Genomic DNA, 23,481 nt, shown 5'->3' with positions numbered 1-23,481 from the left:
AATGATAACGCGGCTGGCAACGTATCAGCCGCGATTCACCTGCATCGTGACCTCAGAGGGACATCTTATGACGACCCGTACCCCCGCATCTTACCGCCTGACGTTGACCGTTGGGCTTTGCTTTTTAGTTGCCCTGATGGAAGGGCTGGATTTACAGGCCGCCGGTATCGCTGCCGTCGGTATCGCCCACGCGTTTGCGCTGGATAAAATGCAGATGGGTTGGATCTTCAGTGCGGGCATTCTCGGACTGCTGCCCGGCGCGCTGGTGGGCGGCATGCTGGCTGACCGCTATGGGCGCAAGCGCATTCTCATTGCCTCTGTGGCGCTGTTCGGCCTGTTCTCGCTGGCGACGGCGATTTCCTGGGATTTCTCATCACTGGTGTTTGCCCGTCTGATGACCGGTGTCGGGCTGGGCGCGGCGTTGCCGAATCTGATCGCGCTGACCTCCGAGGCGGCGGGCCCGCGTTTTCGCGGTACGGCGGTGAGCCTGATGTACTGCGGTGTGCCAATTGGCGCGGCGCTGGCGGCAGCGCTCGGGTTTAGCGGCCTGGCCTCCGCCTGGCAAACGGTGTTCTGGGTAGGCGGGGTGATCCCGCTGCTGCTGGTGCCGCTGTTGATGCGCTGGCTGCCGGAATCTCAGGTTTATACCCAACAAACGCAAGTGGCCGCCGCACCGCTGCGTGCCCTGTTTGCGCCAGCGACGGCGAGTGCCACGCTGCTGCTGTGGTTGTGCTATTTCTTCACCCTGCTGGTGGTGTATATGCTGATCAACTGGCTGCCGATGCTGCTGGTGGAGCAGGGCTTTCGACCATCGCAGGCGGCAGGCGTAATGTTTGCTCTGCAAATTGGCGCGGCCAGCGGCACGTTAATTCTCGGGGCGTTAATGGATAAACTGCGCCCGGTGGTGATGTCGCTGCTGATCTACACTGGGATGTTGGCTTCGCTGTTGGCGCTGGGTACGGTGTCGTCATTGAGCGGCATGCTAGTGGCGGGATTTGTGGCCGGGATGTTCGCCACCGGCGGGCAAAGCGTGTTGTATGCGCTGGCGCCGCTGTTTTACAGCACGCAGATCCGCGCCACAGGTGTGGGCACCGCCGTCGCAGTCGGGCGTCTGGGGGCGATGAGCGGCCCGCTGCTGGCAGGGAAAATGTTAGCGCTCGGTACCGGAACGGTAGGGGTGATGGCGGCTTCTGCGCCGGGCATTTTGCTGGCAGGCCTGGCGGTATTTATTCTGATGAGCCGCAAATCGCAGATGCCGATCCCGGCCAGCGGTGCTTAAGCATTCATCCGGTTGTGTGAGTGGGGAGATTTGGTTCCTACTTCCGGGTGAACGCCGTCAGTCAACTGTGTTGCCAAAGTTTAGATAAAACATGGCAACGGAGGCGTTATGAGCTGGCGGCCCTTTTTGTATCTGATTATTAATCCCCACCCGCTATTAAGCGCCCGGCGCGGTCATCTGCGTCTGGTGCAGGGTTGACTTTGCATTTTGTTAACAAACGCGGTATAACAAACCTTCTTTGGATGTTTAGATGTCCATACGTTTAGAAGGTTACATGCAAACAACACAACAAAATGCGCCACTGAAGCGCACAATGAAAACGCGTCACCTGATTATGCTTTCCTTGGGCGGCGTGATTGGCACAGGATTATTCTTCAATACCGGGTACATCATTTCCACCACTGGAGCGGCGGGAACGCTGCTGGCCTATCTGATTGGCGCGCTGGTGGTCTGGCTGGTTATGCAGTGTCTGGGCGAGCTGTCGGTCGCGATGCCGGAGACCGGAGCGTTTCACGTTTATGCCGCGCGCTATCTTGGTCCGGCTACCGGGTATACCGTGGCCTGGCTCTACTGGCTGACCTGGACCGTGGCGCTGGGTTCGAGCTTTACCGCCGCTGGATTCTGTATGCAGTACTGGTTTCCACAGGTGCCGGTATGGGTCTGGTGCGTGGTGTTCTGCGCGATTATTTTTGGTCTGAATGTTATCTCCACGCGCTTTTTTGCCGAAGGGGAGTTCTGGTTCTCGCTGGTCAAAGTGGTCACTATCATCGCCTTTATCATCCTCGGTGGGGCGGCGATTTTCGGCTTTATTCCGATGCAGGATGGCTCGCCCGCGCCGGGGCTGAGTAATATCACGGCAGAAGGCTGGTTCCCGCACGGTGGCTTACCGATTTTGATGACTATGGTGGCAGTGAACTTTGCTTTTTCGGGTACCGAGCTTATCGGCATTGCCGCCGGTGAAACGGAAAACCCGCGCAAGGTTATCCCGGTAGCGATTCGTACTACCATCGCGCGACTGATTATTTTCTTTATCGGCACCGTGTTTGTGCTGGCAGCGCTGATCCCGATGCAGCAGGCGGGCGTGGAGAAAAGCCCGTTTGTGCTGGTGTTTGAGAAAGTAGGGATCCCGTACGCCGCTGATATTTTTAACTTCGTGATCCTGACGGCTATTCTTTCTGCAGCGAACTCCGGGTTATATGCCTCCGGGCGCATGCTGTGGTCGTTGTCGAATGAACGTACGCTACCGGCCTGTTTTGCGCGAGTAACGAAAAACGGCGTGCCACTGACGGCGCTGTCGGTCAGTATGCTCGGTGGTGTGCTGGCGCTGTTTTCCAGCGTGGTGGCCCCGGACACGGTATTTGTTGCGCTGTCGGCAATCTCCGGGTTTGCGGTGGTAGCGGTGTGGCTGAGTATCTGCGCCTCGCATTTTGTTTTTCGTCGCCGTCATCTGCAACAAGGTAAGGCATTGAGTGAATTACATTATCGCGCGCCGTGGTATCCGCTGGTGCCAGTATTAGGTTTTGTGCTGTGCCTGGTGGCCTGTGTAGGGCTGGCATTCGATCCAGCGCAGAGAATTGCGTTGTGGTGCGGGTTACCGTTTGTTGCGTTGTGCTATGGTGCTTATTTCCTTACTCAACCCCGAAACGCAAAACAGGAGCCAGAACATGTCGCAGAATAATCCGTTACGCGCTCTCCTTGATAAACAGGATATCCTGCTGCTGGATGGCGCGATGGCGACGGAGCTGGAAGCGCGAGGGTGTAACTTAGCCGACAGCCTGTGGTCAGCCAAAGTGCTGGTAGAAAACCCGGAGCTTATCCGCGAAGTGCATCTTGATTACTACCGGGCGGGGGCGCAATGCGCGATCACTGCCAGCTATCAGGCGACGCCGGCGGGCTTCGCCGCGCGAGGTCTGGATGAAGCGCAGTCGAAAGCGCTGATTGGCAAAAGCGTGGAGCTGGCTCGTAAAGCCCGTGAAGCGTATCTGGCAGAGAACCCGCAGGCGGGAACGCTTCTGGTGGCGGGATCCGTCGGGCCTTACGGCGCGTATCTGGCGGATGGCTCTGAATACCGTGGCGATTATCATTGTAGCGTTGAGGCATTTCAGGCGTTTCATCGCCCGCGCGTGGAAGCCTTGCTGGATGCCGGGGCCGATCTGCTGGCCTGCGAAACCCTGCCGAATTTCGCCGAGATTGAGGCGTTGGCTGAGCTGTTGACCGCATATCCGCGTGCGCGGGCATGGTTCTCATTTACCCTGCGCGACAGTGAGCACCTGAGCGACGGTACGCCGCTGCGTGACGTGGTTGCGTTGCTGGCGGGTTATCCGCAGGTGGTGGCGCTAGGCATTAACTGCATTGCGCTGGAAAACACCACCGCTGCGTTGCAGCATTTACACGGTTTAACGGCGCTGCCGCTGGTGGTGTATCCGAACTCGGGCGAGCATTACGATGCCGTGAGCAAAACCTGGCATCATCACGGTGAACATTGCGCGCAGCTGGCGGATTATCTGCCGCAGTGGCAGGCCGCTGGCGCACGGTTAATTGGCGGGTGCTGTCGCACCACGCCTGCGGATATCGCCGCGTTAAAAGCGCGAAGCTGAGGGTTTTATCGGGTCTACATCGTTCATTGTAGGCCTGATAAGCGCAGCGCATCAGGCATTGCCGGATGGCGGCACAAGCGCCTTATCCGGCCTACAAAGCCACAAAACGTTATGCCGCATCCGCCAGAACAAACATGCCGTACGGATGGATTTCGAGATAATACTGTTCGCCGACGTCCGGTTGCAGACGCGTAGCGTTGACCTGCAATAAAATCTCCTGCCCGTGCCATTCCACCGTCACTTCATACTGCGGCCCCATATAGGCGACATGGCGGATCACGCAGCGCTGGCTCTCTTCGCCGCGATCGCTGAGCGTGATCGCTTCCGGGCGCACACCGACCATCCCTTCGCCCTGTGTACCAAAGTGCAGCGGGCGCGGCAGATGATAGCCGTAGATATCAACATATCCGTCGCTGAAGGTTGCCGGGAACAGGTTGGCATCGCCCATAAAGCTCGCCATAAAGCGGGAGGCGGGCTGGCGGTAAAGATCCTGCGGTGAGCCGATCTGCATGATGTGTCCCTTGTTCATCACCAGCACGGTATCAGAAACCGCAAAGGCTTCGCTCTGATCGTGGGTGACGTACAGCGAGGTGATATCAAACTGCTTTTGCAGCTCGCGGATCTTGTCGCGCATGCTGCGACGCAGGTTGGCGTCGAGGTTACTCAACGGCTCATCAAACAGCAGCACTTTCGGCTTGAGGATTAGCGCGCGGGCCAGCGCCACGCGCTGCTGCTGACCGCCGGAGATCTGATCGACAAAGCGGTCTTCGAATCCTTCCAGATCCACCATCGCCAGCGCCTCTTTGACGCGGGCTTTCAGCTCTGCGCGCGGTACACCGAGCATTTTCAGGCCATAACCGACATTCTCTCCCAGCGACATATGCGGGAACAGGGCATAGGACTGAAACACCATGCAGATATCGCGCTGCTGAATAGAGCGATGGGTGACGTCTTCGCCATCAATGAAAATTTGCCCTTCGCTCGGTTTTTCCAGCCCGGCAACCAGGCGCAAAATAGTGGTTTTGCCGCAGCCGGACGGGCCGAGCAGCGTCACCATTTGCCCCTGCGGGATGGTGAGGTTGATATTGTCGATTACCGTATTACTGCCAAATCGTTTAGTGACGTTGCGCAGTTCAACGAAATTTTTCTGAGTCATAGTGCGCTCCATTACGCCTGGTTTTTGGCTTTTGAACGGGAGGTACGTGATTCACCGATCAGCCAGTCAAAGATGAAAATAATCGCCAGCATCACCACGATCAGAATGGAACCGTAGGCAATCGCCACACCGTATTCGCCATCTTCCACGCGGTTGAGGATGTAAGCCGTCGCTACGCGGGTATCCGGCGTGACGAGGAACACAATGGCGCTGACGGTGGTAATGGCGCGCACAAAGCTGTAAATCAGCGCCGAGAGGATCGCCGGGCGCAGCAGCGGCAGCAGGATGTGCGTAATGGTACGCAGGGAACCGGCGCGCAGGCTGAGTGAGGCTTCATCGAGCGATTTATCGATTTGGCCCAAGCCCGCGATGCCTGCGCGGATACCGACCGGGACGTTACGCATCACCATCGAGATAATCACGATGGCGGCGGTGCCGGTGAGATACACCGGGGCGCTGTTAAATGCCAGAATGTACGATACGCCCGCGACGGTGCCCGGAACGGCAAAGCACAGCATGGTGGTGAACTCGATGGTCTTCTTGCCTTTAAACTGCTGGCGCACCACGATCCATGCGATCAGCAGGCCGAAGATCGCGGTAATTGGCGCGGCAATCCCGGCGTAGAGCAGGGTGTCGAGCAGTGAAGGCCACGCGCCGTCGCTCATCCCCTGACCGAACAGTTTGGTAAAGTTCGCCAGCGTCAGGGTGTAGTCCACGCCCCAGTTGACGGTGAAACTGCCGTAGAAAATGCTGCCGTAGAGCAGGGCGTTAAAGGCAATCCACACTGCCAGCAGCGCGACCACACTCCATACCAGCGTTACCGGCAACGGCTGTACGTCGCCCCGGTAGGATTTGCCGGAAACGGTGACGTATGAGCGTTTACCAATCCACATATACTGCACGCAGAACACCAGCAGCGAAAACAGCAGCAGGAAGGCACCCAGCGTACTGGCGGCCTGGTAGTCAAGCTGCGAACCGGTGATGTAGAAGTAGATTTGCGTTGCCAGCACGTCGAAGTTACCGCCGAGCACCAGCGGGTTACTAAAGTCGGCCAGCGACTGCACGACCACAATCAAAAAGGCGTTCGCCAGTGCGGGTTTCAGCAGAGGGACAAACACGCCGTTAAAGGTCTGCCAGCGGCTGGCACGCAGGGTATATGACGCTTCTTCCAGCGACGGATGAATGGTTTTGATTGCTCCGTCGAGGATCATAAACGCCATCGGCGTAAAGGCCAGAACCTGCGCCAGCCAGATGCCGGTAAAGCCATACAGCCAGTTGGTGTTGGTTAAACCAAACCATTCGACCATAAACTCGGTGATGTAACCGGAGCGTCCCATCATCAGCGTGACGCCTAAACCGACGACAAACGGCGGAGTGACGATCGGCAAAATCGAGAAGATACGTCCGATTATGGCGCTGCGTCTGGCGATACGGGTGGTATAGATAGCCAGTACCAGACCAAAGAAGGTACAGCCGACGCCGACGGCAATCGACAGCATAATCGAGTTGAGGATCACCTGAATAATATGTGCCTGCGACAGCACATTCATAAACGCCAACGGGGCAAATTCCCCGGCGTCGTTGGTGAACATCGGAATGAAAATGGCGATACTCGGCCAGACGATAAAAATACCGATCAGCGCGACAATCGCGGTAAGCGAGCCGATGACGAAACGGTCACCGCCCAGCCATTCGAGGCGGGTGAGCGCCAGGGTCATGATTGCGCCAAGCGCGACAAACAGCACGATGGTGGCATAGCCTAAGCCGCGCCCCTCAAGGGTGGCGCTGGCGACAATAAAGGCCATACAGAAAAATGCCCAACCCGCGTCAAGATAATGGCGGCTGCGCTGTTCGCGCCTGGCTTCATGGAATGGGCGCACCAGCAGCAGGCTTGGCAGCAGATACCACAGCCAACTGATATTGAACTGCGACCAGCCGTAGGCGGCGAGTATTTCTTCCCGCGTTGACTCCAGCAGACCGTAGTCCAGGCTCCAGCTAGGCAGCAGGGCAAACGCCAGCCAGCCGAGCAAAACCCAAAGAAATATCGCATCCCGTTTTTTCACGGGATGGAGTGCAAGTGTGTGTGACATAGCGTTTCCGGTAATGTAGGCCGGGTAAGGCGTTTACGCCGTACCCGGCAAATGAACGCAATGTGGGCTTATTTACCCATCTTAACTTCGCTAACCCACTTATTGATCAACGCCTTACGTACGTCAGTCGAGCCGTACTTATCCATGTCGTAATTGATAAGCTTCAGGTCGTCGAGCTTCAGCGAGTTAGGAGAGGTCTCGGCAGTGGTGTTGGTCAGGATCTGATAGGATTTGCCTTTCTTCCACGCCAGCTCCTGCGCGTCTTTCGACAGCACCCAGTCAACGAACAGTTTGGCGTTGTCGACGTTGCGAGCGCCTTTCAGGATGCTGACGCCGCCGATTTCATAACCGGTGCCTTCGCATGGAGAAATCAGCTCCAGCGGTGCGCCCTGTTCTTTTTCCAGCGAATAGTCGTGCAGGAAGCCAATGCCGATAGCCGTTTCGCCGCGGGCGGCGTTACGCGCCGGGGCAATGCCGGATTTGGTGTATTGAGAGACGTTGGCGTTGAGCTGTTTCAGGTAATCAAAGGCCTGATCTTCACCCCACAGTTGAGCAAAGGTCGCCAGCGCGGTGTAGGCGGTACCGGAGCTTTGCGGGTCAGCAATCTGGATTTCGCCCTTGTATTCCGGTTTGGTCAGATCCTTCCAGCATTTTGGCACCGGCAGGTTTTTCTCTTTCAGGCGCTGGGTATTAACGCCAAAGCCCAGAATACCGACGTAAACCGCCGAAGAGAGATTACCTTTGACCTTCGCGGGATCGCGGAATTTCTCCATGATCTGTTCGAGGTTTGGTGATTTATACGGCTGCAGCAGACCCATTTCACCGGCCTGGGATTGCGGATCCAGCGTACCGCCGTACCACACATCCGCCTGCGGGTTTTTCTTCTCTGCATCCACTTTCGCCAGCGTACTGCCAGAGCCGTTGCGAATGAATGAGGTTTTCACATCATATTTTTCACCGAAGGCTTTGGTTTCGGTTTCGCACATCTCGTTGGTGGCGCTGCAATACACCACCAGACGGCCCTGCGCCTGGGCTGCGTTGCTGAAGGCTGCCAGCGTCAGAGCGGAAGCGATCAGGGTAGAGGTAAGCGTCAGTTTCATTGTTTTATCCTTTGACTGAGAGAAGGGGTAATGCCCGCAATGAGCAACGGCATCAGCAATAAACCCATAAAGACAGCGGCAACCGAGAGCAAACTGAACATTCCCGACCAGCCGTAATGTTCTATGACCAACGACAGCGGCCAACCCGCCAGCGCGGCCCCCAGATAGGCGAACAGCCCGAGAAAACCGGTAATTGAACCTGCCGCCGCTTTGTGTCCGCATTCAACGGCTGCGAGGCCAATTAGCATTTGTGGGCCAAACACAAAAAAGCCCACGGTAAAGAAACACACTGCCAGTAGCGCGTAGTGGTGCACTGGTGCCAGCCACAGTGCGGCGACGGAAACCATCAGCCCCAGCGTGAACAGCAAAATCATCGGCGCACGCTGACCGCTGAACAGCAGATCCGATCCCCATCCGGCAAACAGCGCCCCCAGCAAGCCGCCAACTTCAAACAGCATCACCGTGGCATTGGCGCTGAGCAGATTCACGCCGTGGCTTTCCGTCAGCCAGATGTTGCCCCAGTCGTTGAGCGCAATGCGGATCAAGTAGACCAATACATACGACACGCCGAGCAGCCAGATCATCGGGTTTTTCAGCATGGTGGTGCGCAACATTTGCCACAGCCCCATCGGCGGGCTTTGCTGTTCCTGACGCAGCTCCAGCGGGTCATGCCGCCATTCCCCAACCGTGGGTAATCCTTCTTCCTGGGGCGTGCCTTTCAATTGCAGGGTGAGCCAGATTCCCAGTGCCATACTGATTATCCCCGGTGCCAGCATGGCCGCCTGCCAGCCCCACCAGTGGGCGGCAAAAGCGCTAATCAGCGGGATAATGGCGCCACCGATGTTGATCGACATATTCCAGCAGCCCCACCAGAAGCCACGTTCGTTGCGCGAGTACCAGTGGGTCAGCAGTCGGGCACAGGGCGGCCAGCCCCAGCCCTGAAAAAATCCGTTCAGCGTCCAGACCACCAGCAGCAGCGTCAGCGATTCACCAAAGGCGAACAGCACGTTTAAAACGCCGGTGGCAAACAGACCAATACCCATAAACGCGCGCTGTCCGTGGCTGTCGTGCCACAGCCCGGCGGTGAATTTCGACAGACCATAGGTCAGATAAAACAGTGACCCAAGCAGGCCGATATCGCCTTTATCCAGACCCAGATCCGTTTGCAGCGCCGGGAGGACGTAGTTAACGCTTTTGCGCGTCAGATAAAACGCGGCGTAACCAATTACCATACACATCAGCAGCCGGGGGCGTAGCGCCCGGTATTGTTGGTCTGTTTCGCTGGCTGAGCGTGTATGCATGGCAGTCTCCGTTTGTGCTGACTATAGGAAAGTGAAAGCAAAAGGGGATGAGAGAAAGTCCGCAGTGACTAAGACTTTTTCCTGGTTAGCGGCTGGTTTGTTGCAAATTTGTGGGCAGGTTAACAATTACTCGCGTGCCGTTGCTTGATTCGAGCGTCAGTTCACCGCCAAGGGCGCTCACCCGCTCACGCATCCCCTGGATACCGAAACCGGGAATTTTTTCTGGCAGAATACCAACGCCGTTGTCAGCGACGTCCAGAAACAAGCAATGTTCCCGCTGGCGCAGCGTAATCGACACATCGCTGGCATCGGCATGTTTGCAGACGTTATTGAGTAACTCCTGCAACAGGCGATACAGCGTGAAGCGCACCGTTTCGTTTTCTGGCGTATTTTCTAGCTGATAATCAAAGCGACAGCGAATACCCCGTTCAGCAAAAGCAAATTCATTCACCAGATGATGTAGTGCATCTTTAAAAGACAGTTCATCGAGCGCGGGGGGGCGCAGCTGGCGCAGCAGCTGACGGGTGGAGTGGTGAATACGCCGGGCCAGGTCGTTGATTTGATTCGCAGCCTCAAGCGTTTGCTCACGACCCGGTGCGCGTTTGACCAGTTGCGACTGAATTTGAATGGCGGTGATGTTCTGACCAATTTCGTCGTGCAGTTCCCGCGCCAGGCTTTTGCGCGTGTTTTCTTCGGTGCGGATCAGCTGTTCGGTCAGCGCGCGACGCGCCGCCAGTTCGGTTTCCAGACGCTGGCGATAATGGTGCAGGTTTTGCGCCAGATGCTGCTGGCGGCTGATGGCGATCCCCAGCCCTATACCCAGCAGAGCCTGGGTGGCGAGGAAAATCTCCAGCTCCAGTAAATTACTGAACCCGACGCCGATTTGCCGGGCGATGGTGATCATCATACTGCCGAGCAATCCGGACAACACGCCACCCTGCCAGCCAAATTTCCACGCCATCACCACGTTTGGTAAAAACACCACGATCAGCAACAGGCGCTCGATCTCCGGCGACAGCACCATCTGAGTACCGATGCCAATAATAAAAAACAGGCTACACCAGATGATAAGCGAGGTGCGCAGCGGGGGATTGGTGGTATCCAGCCCGAGCAGATGATAGCGGTGCTGCTGGCGCAGAAATTCATAGATCAGATAGACAAACGGCGTCAGCAACACGCCGCCGGTAAACGACGCCAGGCCAATCAGCGTTGCCGGGCTCTGGATAAACGGTGAAAGCAGGGCAGTATTGAGCAATGAGGTGAGCGTTACGGCGGCCAGCAGCAGCGTTAAGCGTTGCCAGTAAAGGGGAAAGCGGTGCCAGTATGACTGGCCGATGCTCGCTGGAATCAGGCTAATTAACGGCGCAGCCAGCAGGATATAGCCATTCAGTAATTGCTCGCTGTGCAGCCAGAACAACATCAACACCGGCGGCAGTATCAGCGCGGGCCAGTAACGGCGAGAAAGCAGAATTAACAGCGCGAGATAGACGCCGTGTGGCAGAAATAGCGCCGCCTGCTGGCCGTTGTGGGTCAGATAAAACCCCAGCGTCCACAGCATCAGCCAGCCCGATCCCCAGGCCAGCAGAATAAACAGAGAAATAACCCAATGCCGAAGGTTACGCGACATTAATGCCCCGTCAATAGCTGGTGGTCGAGGGCAAAATGCACCAGATCGATGGTGCTGTGGCATTGCAGTTTTCCCAGCACGTTCGCCCGATGAACGTGCACCGTCTTGTGGCTGAGGTCGAGCTTGAAGGCGATCTCTTTTACGCTGTCACCTTTAACCAACAGATCAAACACTTCACGCTCGCGCGGGGTCAGAACTTCCAGAACCTGCGCGGGCTGCTCGCCGCCGCGTAGCGCCCGCAGCGCATCGGCGCACAGGTAATGGCCGCCCATGCCTACTGAGCGTACTGCCTGCACCAGCTCTTCCGGGCCGCAGCGTTTGGTCAGGTAGCCGCTGGCGCCTGCGTCCAGCGCGCTTTGCACAAACGTGGGCGAGTCATAAATGCTGAGAATAATGGCGCGAAAACCGGGCTTCTGCGCCCGCAGTCGTTTTAACAGGCTCAGGCCATTTTCATCCGGCATGGCGATATCCATTACCGCGACGCTGACGTCATCATGCAGAAGTGCAGGCCAGGCCTCCGCCGCGCTGCTGTACTGACCGGTAACGTTAAGATCGTCTTCGAGACTGAGTAATTGCGCAAAGCCGGAACGCACCACCACATGGTCATCCACCAGCACAACATGAATCATGATATTGCTCTCTTGCTGACAATGGCCTCTATGATGCCTGCCAGCGCCGCGCTGGCAATCATCGTGGCGCGGATATGTAACGAATGTAACAAAATCGCAATAATTTACAGCGAGTGTAGGCCTGATAAGCGCAGCGCATCAGGCATTGATTGCCGGATGGCGGCGCAAGCGCCTTATCCGGCCTACGTTCTGTAATGAGCGAAATAGCTAACTATTGCCGCTTTTTTTCTAAAAACGCTTTGTTCTTAGCCAGAATTTTTAATTCCTTTATCAAAATGTGCCGCAACGAAATACTGCCTCCATAACAAGACAGGGGAGCAGACAATCATGGCTATTTCATCGCGTAACGCACTTCTTGCCGTACTGGCATTCATCGCATTTCAGGCGCAGGCGGTGAACGTCACCGTTGCTTATCAGACCTCCGCCGAACCTGCCAAAGTGGCGCAGGCGGACAACTCGTTTGCCAAAGAGAGCGGGGCGACCGTTGACTGGCGCAAATTCGACAGCGGGGCGAGCATCGTTCGTGCGCTGGCATCCGGTGATGTGCAGATCGGTAATCTTGGCTCCAGCCCGCTGGCGGTCGCTGCCAGTCAGCAGGTGCCTATTGAGGTTTTCCTGCTGGCATCAAAGCTCGGCAATTCTGAGGCGCTGGTGGTGAAGAAAAACATCAGTAAACCGGAAGATTTGATTGGCAAACGCATTGCCGTGCCGTTTATTTCCACCACCCATTACAGCCTGCTGGCGGCGTTGAAACATTGGGGGATTAAACCCGGCCAGGTGGAGATTGTGAACCTGCAACCACCAGCGATCATTGCCGCATGGCAGCGCGGAGATATTGATGGTGCGTATGTCTGGGCACCTGCGGTCAACGCGTTGGAAAAAGACGGAAAGGTGTTAACCGACTCCTCGCAGGTTGGCGAGTGGGGGGCACCGACGCTGGACGTGTGGGTGGTGCGCAAAGATTTTGCCGAGAAGCATCCTGAGGTGGTGAAAGCCTTTGCCAAAAGCGCTATTGATGCCCAACAGCCTTATATCGCTAATCCTGATGAATGGCTGAAGCAGCCGGAGAATATCAGCAAACTGTCACGTTTGAGCGGCGTACCGGAGGCGGATGTTCCGGGGCTGGTGAAAGGTAACACTTACCTGACACCGCAACAGCAAACCGCTGAGCTAACCGGCCCGGTGAACAAAGCGATTATCGACACCGCGCAGTTCCTTAAAGAGCAGGGCAAAGTCCCCGCTGTCGCGACGGATTACAGCCAGTACGTGACCGATCGCTTCGTGCAATAAATAAGGAGGCGATGATGCTGCAAATCTCTCATCTTGCCGCCAGCTACGGTGGAAAACCGGCGCTGGAGGATATCAACCTGACGCTCGATAGCGGTGAACTGCTGGTGGTACTCGGGCCTTCCGGTTGCGGGAAAACCACGTTGTTAAATCTGATTGCTGGGTTTGTGCCGTATCAGCATGGCAGCATCACGCTGGCGGGTAACAGGGTTGATGGTCCGGGGGCAGATCGCGGGGTCGTGTTCCAGAACGAAGGACTGCTGCCCTGGCGCAACGTGCAGGACAACGTGGCTTTTGGGCTGCAGCTGGCGGGCGCGGACAAGCCGCAGCGTCAGCGTATTGCTCTGGAGATGTTGCAGAAAGTCGGGCTGGAGGGCGCGGGAAAACGCTTTATCTGGCAACTTTCCGGTGGACAACGTCAGCGCGTCGGCATTGCCCGGGCGCTGGCGGCCAACCCGCAGCTGTTGCTGCTGGATGAACCCTTTGGTGCGCTCGACGCCTTTACCCGCGAGCAGATGCAAACCCTGCTGCTGAAGCTGTGGCATGAGACTGGCAAACAGGTGCTGCTGATTACCCACGATATTGAAGAAGCGGTGTTTATGGCGACAGAACTGGTATTGCTGTCCCCAGGACCAGGCCGGGTACTGGAACGTCTGCCGCTCAATTTCGCCCGTCGCTTTGTGGCCGGAGAGTCGAGCCGCAGCATTAAGTCCGATCCGCAGTTTATCGCCATGCGCGAGTACGTGTTAGGTCGTGTCTTTGAACAACGGGAGGCATTCTCATGAGCGTGGTGATTAATGATAAACCCCGTCGCCAGCGGGTGCTGAACTGGCGCTGGCCGTTCTCGCGGCAGATTACCTTAAGCCTTGGTACGTTGGCCGTCATTCTGGCGGTGTGGTGGACGGTGGCGGCGCTGCAGTTAATCAGTCCGCTGTTTTTACCGCCGCCGGGACAGGTTTTACAAAAGTTGATCGTCATTGCCGGGCCGCAAGGGTTTATGGATGCCACGCTGTGGCAGCATCTGGCGGCGAGTCTGACGCGTATTGTTATCGCGCTGCTGGCGGCAGTGCTGCTGGGCGTTCCGGTTGGGATCGCGATGGGGCTGAGTCCGACAATGCGCGGCATTCTCGATCCGATCATTGAACTGTATCGTCCGGTTCCTCCCCTGGCCTATTTACCGCTGATGGTCATTTGGTTTGGCATCGGTGAAACCTCCAAGATCCTGCTGATCTATCTGGCGATTTTCGCCCCTGTGGCGATGTCGGCGTTGGCGGGGGTGAAAAGTGCGCAGCAGGTGAGAGTGCGCGCCGCGCAGTCGCTGGGGGCCAGCCGTGCGCAGGTGCTGTGGTTTGTTATTTTGCCGGGGGCATTACCGGAGATCCTCACCGGGTTACGCATCGGGCTTGGCGTGGGTTGGTCGACGCTGGTGGCAGCTGAACTGATCGCGGCCACGCGAGGGTTAGGATTTATGGTGCAGTCAGCCGGTGAGTTTCTGGCAACGGATGTGGTGCTGGCAGGGATCGCGGTCATTGCCGTTATCGCATTTATTTTAGAACTGGGTCTGCGCGCGCTTCAGCGTCGCCTGACGCCCTGGCATGGAGAAGTACAATGAGTGAACGTCTGAGCATTACCCCGCTGGGGCCGTACATTGGCGCACAAATCACTGGTGCGGATTTGACGCGTCCGCTGAGCGATAATCAGTTTGAACAGCTTTATCATGCGGTACTGCGCCACCAGGTGGTGTTTTTGCGGGAGCAGGTGATTACGCCACAACAGCAGTGGGCACTGGCGCTGCGTTTCGGCGATCTGCATATTCACCCTGTCTATCCGCATGCCGAAGGGGTAGAGGAAATTATCGTACTGGATACCCATAACGATAATCCGCCGGATAACGACAACTGGCACACCGATGTCACCTTTATCGACACGCCGCCTGCCGGGGCGATTCTGGCAGCAAAAGAGCTGCCATCGGCCGGGGGAGACACTCTATGGACCAGCGGAATTGCTGCTTATGAGGCATTGTCTGAGCCGTTTCGTCAGTTGCTGAGTGGCCTGCGGGCAGAGCATGATTTCCGTAAATCGTTCCAGGAATATAAATACCGCAAGACACCAGAGGAGCATCAGCGCTGGCTGGATGCGGTGGCGAAACATCCGCCGTTGCTACATCCGGTGGTGCGGACCCATCCGGTAAGCGGTAAACAGGCACTGTTTGTGAATGAGGGATTTACTACGCGAATTGTCGATGTGACGGAAAAAGAGAGCGAAGCGTTACTAAGCTTTTTATTCGCCCATATCACCAAACCGGAGTTTCAGGTGCGCTGGCGCTGGCAGCCCAACGATGTGGCGATTTGGGATAATCGCGTCACGCAACATTATGCCAATGCGGATTATCTGCCGCAGCGGCGTATTATGCACCGGGCGACGATCCTCGGGGATCAGCCTTTTTATCGGGCAGGGTGATTGTTGGTGGGGTTTTACTTATCGGGCATGGAACTGTTGGCCCGATAAGGCGAAGTCGCCATTCGGCAACAAAGTGGTTAGCGCAGGATTTTTTTCTCAGCCAGATCCAGTGCGAAGTAACTGAAGATCAGATCCGCGCCAGCGCGTTTGATCGAGCCTAAGCTTTCCAGAACCACTTTCTCTTCATCTATTGCACCTGCCATCGCCGCGAATTTGATCATCGCGTATTCACCGCTGACCTGATAAGCGCCAATCGGCAGCTCGGTGCGCTCGCGGATATCACGCAGAATATCGAGATACGCGCCAGCCGGTTTCACCATCAGGCAGTCTGCGCCCTGGGCTTCATCCAGCAGCGATTCGCGAATCGCTTCACGGCGATTCATCGGGTTCATTTGATACGTTTTACGATCGCCTTTCAGCGCCGTGCCTGCAGCTTCACGGAACGGGCCGTAGAAAGAAGAGGCAAACTTGGTGGAGTAGGACATGATCGCAGTATCGGTGAAGCCCGCGGCGTCCAGAGCCTGGCGAATCGCCTGTACCTGGCCGTCCATTGCGGCGGAAGGGGCGATGAAATCTGCGCCCGCTGCTGCGGCAACGACTGCCTGCTTGCCGAGGTTGGCAAGGGTTAAGTCGTTATCAACGCCGTGTTCGCATAATACGCCGCAGTGACCGTGCGAGGTGTATTCACAGAAACAGGTATCGGACATGACGATCATTTCCGGTACGGTCTGCTTACAGATACGCGACATGCGCGCCACCAGACCGTCTTCTTTCCAGGCATCGCTGCCGGTCTCATCGGTGTGATGAGAAATCCCGAAGGTCATGACCGAGCGGATGCCTGCATTAGCAATACGTTCGATTTCGCGCGCCAGGTGTTTCTCTGGTATGCGCATCACGCCGGGCATGGCGTCGATAGCTTTGTAATCGTCGAGTTCTTCTTCAACAAAGATCGGCAACACCAGGTCATTTAAGCTGAGTGTTGTCTCTTCAAACATAGCGCGCAGCGCAGGGGATTTGCGCAGGCGACGAGGGCGTTGGATTAGGTCTGTCATGGTATGCCTGATGTTTGTGGAATCGAAGGCCGTAGTATACCCGAACCTGAGGGCGAGGGGTTTACGAAAGTTGGCGTTATGCCGAGGTTATGTTGATGTTATCAATGCTTGGTATTATGTGTTATCTCTATTTTTGCAATTATGACTATTTTAAATAGTGATTAGTTTTATGGTGAATTTAGTTTAATTTAATTTTTAATTAAGTGGCGAGATTTAACGGTATTTATTTGCTGACGTTTGATTTTTAAGCTAATCATAATTTCAATATATTGTTTCGCCAATGGTTTTACATGTAACTGTCTAAAATAAAAATGATTTTTACGTTTATTTGCTGTTTCGAATAATTTGCATATCTATTGTCCGTAATCGGACTTAAACCAAAGAATAATTGAACCTTTCCTTTGTGAAACCGCATAATCTTCCCCGCGAAACATAAAATGTTTTCTTTGCATTGATAATTGATGGATCAACTATATTACGTCCCTGAGGAGGGATGACAAATGCACACTTGGAAAAAGAAACTTGTAGTCTCACAATTAGCATTAGCCTGCACTTTGGCAATCACTTCTCAGGCGAATGCTTCAACTGATATCTCTGGGACCACCTACACAACGTTTGCTCATTATAATGACGCATCTTATGCGGATGGCGTCTATTATGATGGATATGTTGGTTGGAACAATTACGACACCGATAGTATTTATAACGGTGATATTTATCCGGTAATCAATAACGCCACTGTCAACGGCGTTATTTCTACTTATTATCTGGATGATGGGCTGTCTACTAACACCAATAACAACAGCCTGACGATTAAAAACAGCACCATTCACGGTATGGTGACATCCGAATGTATGACCACGGATTGTACTAACCGTACGGGTACTGACTATTACTACGATCGCCTGGCGATGAACGTCATCAACTCAACTATCGATGACAACTACGAACATTATACCTACAACGGTACGTATAATGACGCAGCTGACACACACGTTGTCGACGTTTATAACCTGGGTACGGCTATCACGCTGGATCAAGAAGTTGATCTGTCTATCTCCGCCAACTCTCACGTCGCTGGCATTACCCTGACTCAGGGTTACGAGTGGCAGGATATTGACGATAACACCGTTAGTACCGGCGTAAACAGCAGTGAAGTGTTTAACAACACTATCGCTGTCAGCGATTCTACCCTGACCTCTGGTTCATGGACTGACGAAGGCACCACCGGTTGGTTTGGTAACACCAGCAATGCAAGCGACTACAGCGGCTCTTATACTGCAGACGATATTGCGTTAGCGGTTATTGCTAATCCAAATGCGGATAACGCGATGCAGACCACCGCAACGTTTAACAATTCCACACTGATGGGTGATGTGCTGTTCTCCAGCAACTTCGATGAGAACTTCTTCCCGAACGGTGCTGACACTTATCGTGATACCGATGCTGACCTGGATACCAATGGTTGGGACGGTACTGACCGTCTGGATCTGACCCTGAACAACGGCAGTAAGTGGGTCGGTGCGGCAATGTCTGTGCACCAGGTTGACACCGATGGTGACGGAGTTTATGACAGCTACGATGCAGGCACTGAAGCCACCGCTACGCTGATCGACATCACTGCTAACAGCCTGTGGCCGGATTCAACCTACGGTATTGATAGCGACACAACTTCTTATGACGAAAATGGTCATGTAGTTGGCAACGCTGTCTACCAGAGCGGCCTGTTCAACGTCACGCTGAACGGTGCTTCACAGTGGGATACCACCAAAACTTCCCTGATTGATACCCTGAGCATCAACAGCGGTTCTGTCGTCAACGTGGGTGATTCTGAGCTGGTTGCTGACTCCATCTCTCTGACTGGTGCTTCTGCACTGAACATCAACGAAGATGGTCATGTTGCAACTGATACGCTGTCTATCGACAACAGTACTGTCACAATCGCCGATGATGTTTCTGCTGGCTGGAATGTGCTTGAAGCTGCGCTGTATGCAAACACCATTAACGTCACTAACAACGGCGTTCTGGATGTGGGTAACAGTACCGGTAATGCACTGCAGGTTGATACCCTGAACCTGACTAGCTACACCGACGCTTATAACCATGTTAACGCGGGTGTTTTCGACATCAACAGCACTGACTATGTGCTGAATGCTGATCTGACCAACGATCGCACTAACGATAAATCTCAGTCTAACTACGGTTATGGCGTGATCGCGATGAACTCTGATGGTCATCTGACTATCAACGGTAACGGCGATTCCGACACATCAGGCGATCAGTCTGAAGTTGATAACTATGGTGACCATGTAGCGGCCGCAACCGGTAACTACAAAGTCCGTATCGACAACGCTACTGGCGCAGGTTCTGTTGCGGATTACAAAGGTAACGAGCTGGTCTACGTTAACGACGCGAACAGCACTGCGACCTTCTCTGCAGCTAACAAAGCTGACCTGGGTGCTTACACCTATCAGGCACAGCAGCAGGGTAACACCGTTGTTCTGCAGCAGATGGAACTGACAGACTACGCGAACATGGCGCTGAGCATTCCGTCTGCTAACACCAATATCTGGAACCTGGAACAAGATACCGTTGGTACTCGTCTGACTAACGCGCGTCATGGTCTGGTTGATAACGGTGGCGCATGGGTAAGCTACTTCGGTGGTAGCTTCGATGCAGATAACGGCACCATTAACTACGATCAGGATGTTAACGGCATCATGGTCGGTGTTGATTCCAAAATTGATGGTAACAACGCTAAGTGGATTGTCGGTGCTGCAGCAGGCTTCGCGAAAGGTGATATGAGCGACCGTACCGGTCAGGTGGATCAGGATAGCCAGACTGCCTACATCTACTCTTCTGCTCACTTTGCCAACAACATCTTTGTTGACGGTAACTTAAGCTACTCTCACTTCAACAACGATTTGACTGCTAACATGAGCAACGGTCAGTATGTTGATGGCAGCACCTCTTCTGATGCCTGGGGCTTTGGCTTGAAACTGGGTTATGACCTGAAGCTGGGTGACGCAGGTTACGTAACGCCATACGGCAGCGTATCCGGTCTGTTCCAGTCTGGTGATGACTATAAGCTGAGCAACGACATGAAAGTTGATAGCCAGTCTTATGACAGCATGCGTTATGAACTCGGTGTCGATGCAGGTTATACCTTCGCTTATAGCGACGACCAGGCGCTGACTCCGTACTTCAAACTGGCCTACGTTTACGACGACTCTAACAACGATTCTGACGTAAACGGCGACTCTATCGACAACGGTGTAGAAGGTTCTGCGGTACGTGTTGGACTGGGTACTCAGTTCAGCTTTACCAAAAACTTCAGCGCATACACCGATGCTAACTACCTCGGTGGTGGCGATGTTGATCAAGACTGGTCTGCAAATGTTGGTGTTAAATATACCTGGTAAGACATCTCTTGTTGTTAAAGAAAAGATAATCTAACTCAGAAAAATGCCCGTCACGGATTTGACGGGCATTTATTGCAAGGAATGCCCAAATGTTGTCTGCAAATAAACCGCTTGTGGAATTTGGTAAGCTTGATAAATGTTTGTCAAAATATGGCAAACACTTTGAGTGTGATAACGATAAAGAAATAATTTATTCCAGTGATATAAACAGTGACGATACCTTTATCATTTTAAATGGTGTAATTTCTCTGAGGCGAGGGGAGAATGTGCTGGTCGGTATTGCGCAGGCACCGTTTATAATGGGGCTTTCAGATGGTGTGATAAAAACAGATATACAATACAGATTAATCACGGAAAGCGATTGTACGGGATACCATCTACCTGCCTCGCAAACAATTAATATAATTGAAGAGTGCCAGCTTTGGCGTGAAGCTTTTTGTTGGTTGGCATGGCAAAACTCCATGCTTGAATTACGCGATCTGCAGTTGATCGGCAATAACTCCTACGATCAGATCCGCGCGACATTGATCTCTATGACGAAATGGGATGAAGCCCTTCGCTCACGCATCGGCGTTATGAACTATATTCACCAACGCACACGAATTTCACGCTCGGTTGTCGCTGAGGTTCTCGCAGCATTGCGTAAAGGCGGTTACATTGAAATGAATAAAGGCAAACTGGTGTGCATTAACCGTTTGCCTTTTGAGTATTGAATCAGGATGCAGGAATGACCTGTGGCTTGTACCCGCTCAACTCTGCAACCAGTTCGTTGATACCGTCGCTCATATTGGTAAAACGGGTCAGCGGAGAGCGCGTCACTACGACAAATGCCCCAACGTTTTGCTGTGGGATCATCGCCATATAGGTAATGAAGCCACCGCCGCCACCGGTTTTTTGAATAATTCCCGGTCTGCCATTCTTCGGCGCCATGTAGACCCAGCCCAAACCAAGCGCATCGGCTCTGCCTGGAACGTCCATTCCCACCACTTTAGTTAACTGCGTACGCTGGTAAATCAGCGTCTGCATCCGGTCGGCCTGCTGGCTACGATGATAAAAGTCAGAAGAAAGATACTGCTGCATCCAGCGCATCATATCGCCAGGCGTTGAATAGACGCCGCCGCTGCCCATCGCTGCCAGCGTATTGTTACAAGGACTGGCACCTTTTTCCGCGACCATCAGGCGTCGGCACTGATCGGGAGATGGCGTAAAGGTGGTGTCTTTCATCCCCAGCGGACGGGTGATTTTTTCTTCAAACAGCTGCGGATAAGGCTTACCGGACGCGGTACCCAGCGCATCGGCCAGCAGGTCAAACGCCAGGTTGGAATAAGAAGCCTGCGATCCTGGCGCGGCTTTAAGCGTAGCCGTCGAGAGATAGCTCCAGCGCTGCTCGCGGGTTGGCCAGACAAACACCGGGCGCTTGGCCGCGCCGCCTGGCTGTTCGCGCGGCAGTGCGCTGGTATGCGTCGCCAGATTCACCAGCGTAATTGGTGTTCCTTGATAAGTGGGTACGCGTGCGCCAGGAGGTGCATATTTACTCAATGGATCGTTGAGTTTGACCGTGCCCTGATCGAGTAATTTCACCAGCATTTCGCTGGTCATTAATTTGGTAATTGAGGCAATGCGGATTACGGAATCCAGTTGCGGGTGAACATTATTGCCGGGGCGTGTTTCACCAAAACTGCGAAATACACGCTGATTACCATCAATCACCACGAGCGCCATCCCCGTAGCACCACTGCCGTAAAATATATGGTCGGCATAACGATCAACGATATCAGAGGCGAAGACCGGATCGGTTATAGGCTGTGCCGCCTGGACAGATGTCAATGACGCCGCACACAGCGCGGCAGAAAAAAGCAGACTACGTTTCAACGGTGGTGTCCATGAGTTAGAGAAAGTGAAAAAGGATGTCGTGCGTATGCGTATTTATACTACTCATCGGCGTATTGCAAAGCGCTTATCAACCAATGATAGTGGGAAAAACGTAACGATGAGTAAACACAGGAGTTTCCTGGATTGCGGATGTTCGCTTTTGTGATCTCACGCTGTGATAATCTGCACATACTGGAACGTTGTCGAGTGTGAAAACCACAGAAACAATTCTTCATAACCGAGGTGCGAACTAAGTGCCTCGGTTTTGGTCACAATTGTCGGTTTCAGCTTGTGTTTTTGGGCGTAAGCCGTCTGGCCTCCGCACTCCACGGTGGCAAATGCACAGCAGTCGTCATAACGATAAGAAGTTAGCAGGAGAGCACTATGTTTAAGTCTTTTTTCCCAAAGCCGGGGCCGTTCTTTATTTCGGCATTTATTTGGGCACTGGTCGCCGTTGTATTCTGGCAAGCAGGTGGGGGAGCCTGGGTTGCACATATTACCGGCGCGTCGGGAGACGTACCTATTAGCGCAGCGCGTTTTTGGTCGTTAGATTACCTGATTTTTTATGCTTACTACATTCTTTGTGTCGGGGTGTTCGCGCTGTTCTGGTTTCTCTACAGTCCACACCGCTGGCAGTACTGGTCTATTCTGGGCACATCGCTGATTATTTTTGTGACCTGGTTTCTGGTTGAAGTCGGCGTCGCCGTCAACGCCTGGTATGCGCCATTTTATGACCTGATTCAAACTGCGCTCAGCGCACCACACAAGGTGAAGATTGAGCAGTTCTATCATGAAGTGGGCGTTTTTCTCGGCATTGCGCTGATAGCCGTGGTCATTGGTGTGATGAACAACTTCTTCGTTAGCCACTATGTGTTCCGCTGGCGTACCGCGATGAACGAACACTATATGGCACACTGGCAGCATTTGCGTCACATCGAAGGCGCAGCGCAGCGTGTGCAGGAAGACACCATGCGTTTTGCTTCTACGCTGGAAGATATGGGCGTCAGCTTTATCAACGCAATTATGACGCTGATTGCCTTCCTGCCTGTACTGGTTACACTCTCTGCCCATGTTCCTGACCTGCCGATTGTTGGACATGTGCCTTATGGCCTGGTGATTGCCGCGATTGTCTGGTCGCTGATGGGAACCGGTTTACTGGCCGTGGTCGGGATAAAACTTCCCGGGCTGGAGTTTAAAAACCAGCGCGTGGAAGCGGCCTATCGTAAAGAATTGGTCTATGGCGAAGATGATGGCAACCGTGCGACGCCACCGACGGTGCGTGAACTGTTCCATGCGGTACGGCAAAACTACTTCCGTCTCTATTTTCACTATATGTACTTCAATATCGCCCGTATTCTTTACCTGCAGGTTGATAACGTTTTCGGTTTGTTCCTGCTGTTTCCGTCAATTGTTGCCGGTACGATTACGCTCGGCCTGATGACGCAAATCACCAACGTATTTGGCCAGGTGCGCGGCTCGTTCCAGTATTTGATTAACTCCTGGACAACGTTAGTGGAACTGATGTCTATTTATAAGCGTCTGCGCAGCTTTGAGCGCGAGCTTGATGGTCAGGAAATTCAGGAAGTTACCCATACTCTTAGTTAACAAA

General features: G+C 54.1%; 18 protein-coding genes. 10 read left to right on the top strand and 8 right to left on the bottom strand.

The genetic code is table 11. The features are described from left to right. The first annotated feature begins 67 nt into the window (after positions 1-67). The 3 genes from mhpT to mmuM all read left to right on the top strand — a co-directional run bounded on the left by mhpT (position 68) and on the right by mmuM (position 3,876). On the top strand, positions 68-1,279 hold the full coding sequence (gene mhpT / locus GHC22_RS18130; RefSeq protein ID WP_153753674.1) for a 3-(3-hydroxy-phenyl)propionate transporter MhpT: 1,212 nt from the start codon (positions 68-70) through the stop codon (positions 1,277-1,279). 274 nt (positions 1,280-1,553) lie between these two features. Next, positions 1,554-2,957 carry an S-methylmethionine permease gene (gene mmuP / locus GHC22_RS18125; RefSeq protein WP_001373486.1) on the top strand — a complete coding sequence of 468 codons (1,404 nt, stop codon included), beginning with the start codon at positions 1,554-1,556 and terminating at the stop codon, positions 2,955-2,957. Beyond that, entirely contained in the window at positions 2,944-3,876 is a 933-nt protein-coding gene (gene mmuM, locus GHC22_RS18120) for a homocysteine S-methyltransferase (RefSeq protein WP_048226349.1), read from the top strand. The genes mmuP and mmuM overlap by 14 nt, the downstream gene beginning before the upstream one ends. 109 nt (positions 3,877-3,985) lie before the next feature. Here the strand turns inward: mmuM and fbpC are convergent, their stop codons facing one another. From fbpC to GHC22_RS18090, 6 genes are all read right to left on the bottom strand, one after another. Continuing rightward, positions 3,986-5,032 (bottom strand): ferric ABC transporter ATP-binding protein, encoded by a 1,047-nt coding sequence (gene fbpC, locus GHC22_RS18115; RefSeq protein ID WP_000192349.1) that lies wholly within the window; start codon positions 5,030-5,032, stop codon positions 3,986-3,988. 11 nt (positions 5,033-5,043) lie between these two features. Continuing rightward, positions 5,044-7,122 carry an iron ABC transporter permease gene (locus tag GHC22_RS18110; protein ID WP_008783887.1) on the bottom strand — a complete coding sequence of 693 codons (2,079 nt, stop codon included), beginning with the start codon at positions 7,120-7,122 and terminating at the stop codon, positions 5,044-5,046. 68 nt (positions 7,123-7,190) lie between these two features. After that, a complete protein-coding gene (locus GHC22_RS18105; protein ID WP_003830932.1) occupies positions 7,191-8,222 on the bottom strand; it encodes an ABC transporter substrate-binding protein in 1,032 nt (343 codons plus the stop codon). Then, positions 8,219-9,523: an MFS transporter family glucose-6-phosphate receptor UhpC gene (gene uhpC / locus GHC22_RS18100; RefSeq protein ID WP_003830933.1), complete on the bottom strand. Its 1,305-nt coding sequence runs from the start codon at positions 9,521-9,523 to the stop codon at positions 8,219-8,221. The genes GHC22_RS18105 and uhpC overlap by 4 nt, the downstream gene beginning before the upstream one ends. Positions 9,524-9,608: 85 nt before the next feature. Continuing rightward, positions 9,609-11,150: an MASE1 domain-containing protein gene (locus GHC22_RS18095; protein ID WP_153753673.1), complete on the bottom strand. Its 1,542-nt coding sequence runs from the start codon at positions 11,148-11,150 to the stop codon at positions 9,609-9,611. Then, positions 11,150-11,779, bottom strand: a complete 630-nt coding sequence (locus GHC22_RS18090; protein WP_008783889.1) for a response regulator transcription factor — start codon at positions 11,777-11,779, stop codon at positions 11,150-11,152. The genes GHC22_RS18095 and GHC22_RS18090 overlap by 1 nt, the downstream gene beginning before the upstream one ends. A 327-nt stretch (positions 11,780-12,106) precedes the next feature. Here GHC22_RS18090 and tauA point away from each other — a divergent pair, with 327 nt between their 5' ends. Genes tauA through tauD form a run of 4 tightly spaced genes read left to right on the top strand, consistent with a single transcriptional unit; the run spans position 12,107 to position 15,526 of the window. Next, the gene (tauA, locus tag GHC22_RS18085) at positions 12,107-13,069 is read left to right on the top strand and encodes a taurine ABC transporter substrate-binding protein (RefSeq protein ID WP_071444587.1); all 963 of its coding nucleotides are present in this window, start codon (positions 12,107-12,109) and stop codon (positions 13,067-13,069) included. Positions 13,070-13,083: 14 nt separating this feature from the next. Next, positions 13,084-13,851 carry a taurine ABC transporter ATP-binding subunit gene (tauB, locus tag GHC22_RS18080; protein WP_071444586.1) on the top strand — a complete coding sequence of 256 codons (768 nt, stop codon included), beginning with the start codon at positions 13,084-13,086 and terminating at the stop codon, positions 13,849-13,851. Further along, positions 13,848-14,678 carry a taurine ABC transporter permease TauC gene (gene tauC / locus GHC22_RS18075; RefSeq protein ID WP_008783892.1) on the top strand — a complete coding sequence of 277 codons (831 nt, stop codon included), beginning with the start codon at positions 13,848-13,850 and terminating at the stop codon, positions 14,676-14,678. Before tauB ends, tauC begins: the two co-directional genes overlap by 4 nt. Next, positions 14,675-15,526: a taurine dioxygenase gene (tauD, locus tag GHC22_RS18070; RefSeq protein WP_153753672.1), complete on the top strand. Its 852-nt coding sequence runs from the start codon at positions 14,675-14,677 to the stop codon at positions 15,524-15,526. Before tauC ends, tauD begins: the two co-directional genes overlap by 4 nt. Positions 15,527-15,603: 77 nt before the next feature. On the opposite strand, the gene hemB is transcribed toward tauD, so the two are convergent. Then, positions 15,604-16,578: a porphobilinogen synthase gene (gene hemB, locus GHC22_RS18065; RefSeq protein WP_003830941.1), complete on the bottom strand. Its 975-nt coding sequence runs from the start codon at positions 16,576-16,578 to the stop codon at positions 15,604-15,606. A gap of 500 nt (positions 16,579-17,078) precedes the next feature. On the opposite strand from hemB, the gene ehaB reads away from it, so the two are divergent. Continuing rightward, complete coding sequence (gene ehaB / locus GHC22_RS18060) at positions 17,079-20,000, top strand: autotransporter adhesin EhaB (protein ID WP_153753671.1); 2,922 nt, start codon at positions 17,079-17,081, stop codon at positions 19,998-20,000. Between the two features lie 89 nt (positions 20,001-20,089). Continuing rightward, a complete protein-coding gene (iprA, locus tag GHC22_RS18055) occupies positions 20,090-20,713 on the top strand; it encodes a hydrogen peroxide resistance inhibitor IprA (RefSeq protein ID WP_003830944.1) in 624 nt (207 codons plus the stop codon). A 1-nt stretch (position 20,714) separates the two neighbouring features. Here iprA and ampH read toward each other — a convergent pair whose 3' ends face one another. Beyond that, on the bottom strand, positions 20,715-21,872 hold the full coding sequence (ampH, locus tag GHC22_RS18050; protein WP_003830945.1) for a D-alanyl-D-alanine-carboxypeptidase/endopeptidase AmpH: 1,158 nt from the start codon (positions 21,870-21,872) through the stop codon (positions 20,715-20,717). Between the two features lie 384 nt (positions 21,873-22,256). On the opposite strand from ampH, the gene sbmA reads away from it, so the two are divergent. Next, on the top strand, positions 22,257-23,477 hold the full coding sequence (gene sbmA / locus GHC22_RS18045) for a peptide antibiotic transporter SbmA (protein WP_057067136.1): 1,221 nt from the start codon (positions 22,257-22,259) through the stop codon (positions 23,475-23,477). The last annotated feature ends 4 nt before the right edge of the window (positions 23,478-23,481 follow it).

Origin of the sequence: Citrobacter sp. H12-3-2 (genome assembly GCF_009649895.1) — a bacterium.
GTDB classification, from domain to species: Bacteria; Pseudomonadota; Gammaproteobacteria; order Enterobacterales; family Enterobacteriaceae; genus Citrobacter; species Citrobacter portucalensis.
This window is presented reverse-complemented; position numbering and strand designations above follow the sequence as displayed.

Bases quoted from the DNA above. Each gene is read 5' to 3' on its own strand.
- fbpC (WP_000192349.1), bottom strand. From the start codon at position 5,032: ATGACTCAGAAAAATTTCGTTGAACTGCGCAACGTCACTAAACGATTT.
- tauB (WP_071444586.1), top strand. From the start codon at position 13,084: ATGCTGCAAATCTCTCATCTTGCCGCCAGCTACGGTGGAAAACCGGCG.
- GHC22_RS18110 (WP_008783887.1), bottom strand. From the start codon at position 7,122: ATGTCACACACACTTGCACTCCATCCCGTGAAAAAACGGGATGCGATA.
- GHC22_RS18090 (WP_008783889.1), bottom strand. From the start codon at position 11,779: ATGATTCATGTTGTGCTGGTGGATGACCATGTGGTGGTGCGTTCCGGC.
- mmuP (WP_001373486.1), top strand. From the start codon at position 1,554: ATGCAAACAACACAACAAAATGCGCCACTGAAGCGCACAATGAAAACG.
- uhpC (WP_003830933.1), bottom strand. From the start codon at position 9,523: ATGCATACACGCTCAGCCAGCGAAACAGACCAACAATACCGGGCGCTA.
- mhpT (WP_153753674.1), top strand. From the start codon at position 68: ATGACGACCCGTACCCCCGCATCTTACCGCCTGACGTTGACCGTTGGG.
- tauA (WP_071444587.1), top strand. From the start codon at position 12,107: ATGGCTATTTCATCGCGTAACGCACTTCTTGCCGTACTGGCATTCATC.
- tauC (WP_008783892.1), top strand. From the start codon at position 13,848: ATGAGCGTGGTGATTAATGATAAACCCCGTCGCCAGCGGGTGCTGAAC.
- GHC22_RS18095 (WP_153753673.1), bottom strand. From the start codon at position 11,150: ATGTCGCGTAACCTTCGGCATTGGGTTATTTCTCTGTTTATTCTGCTG.
- GHC22_RS18105 (WP_003830932.1), bottom strand. From the start codon at position 8,222: ATGAAACTGACGCTTACCTCTACCCTGATCGCTTCCGCTCTGACGCTG.
- ehaB (WP_153753671.1), top strand. From the start codon at position 17,079: ATGCACACTTGGAAAAAGAAACTTGTAGTCTCACAATTAGCATTAGCC.
- tauD (WP_153753672.1), top strand. From the start codon at position 14,675: ATGAGTGAACGTCTGAGCATTACCCCGCTGGGGCCGTACATTGGCGCA.
- hemB (WP_003830941.1), bottom strand. From the start codon at position 16,578: ATGACAGACCTAATCCAACGCCCTCGTCGCCTGCGCAAATCCCCTGCG.
- iprA (WP_003830944.1), top strand. From the start codon at position 20,090: ATGTTGTCTGCAAATAAACCGCTTGTGGAATTTGGTAAGCTTGATAAA.
- sbmA (WP_057067136.1), top strand. From the start codon at position 22,257: ATGTTTAAGTCTTTTTTCCCAAAGCCGGGGCCGTTCTTTATTTCGGCA.
- mmuM (WP_048226349.1), top strand. From the start codon at position 2,944: ATGTCGCAGAATAATCCGTTACGCGCTCTCCTTGATAAACAGGATATC.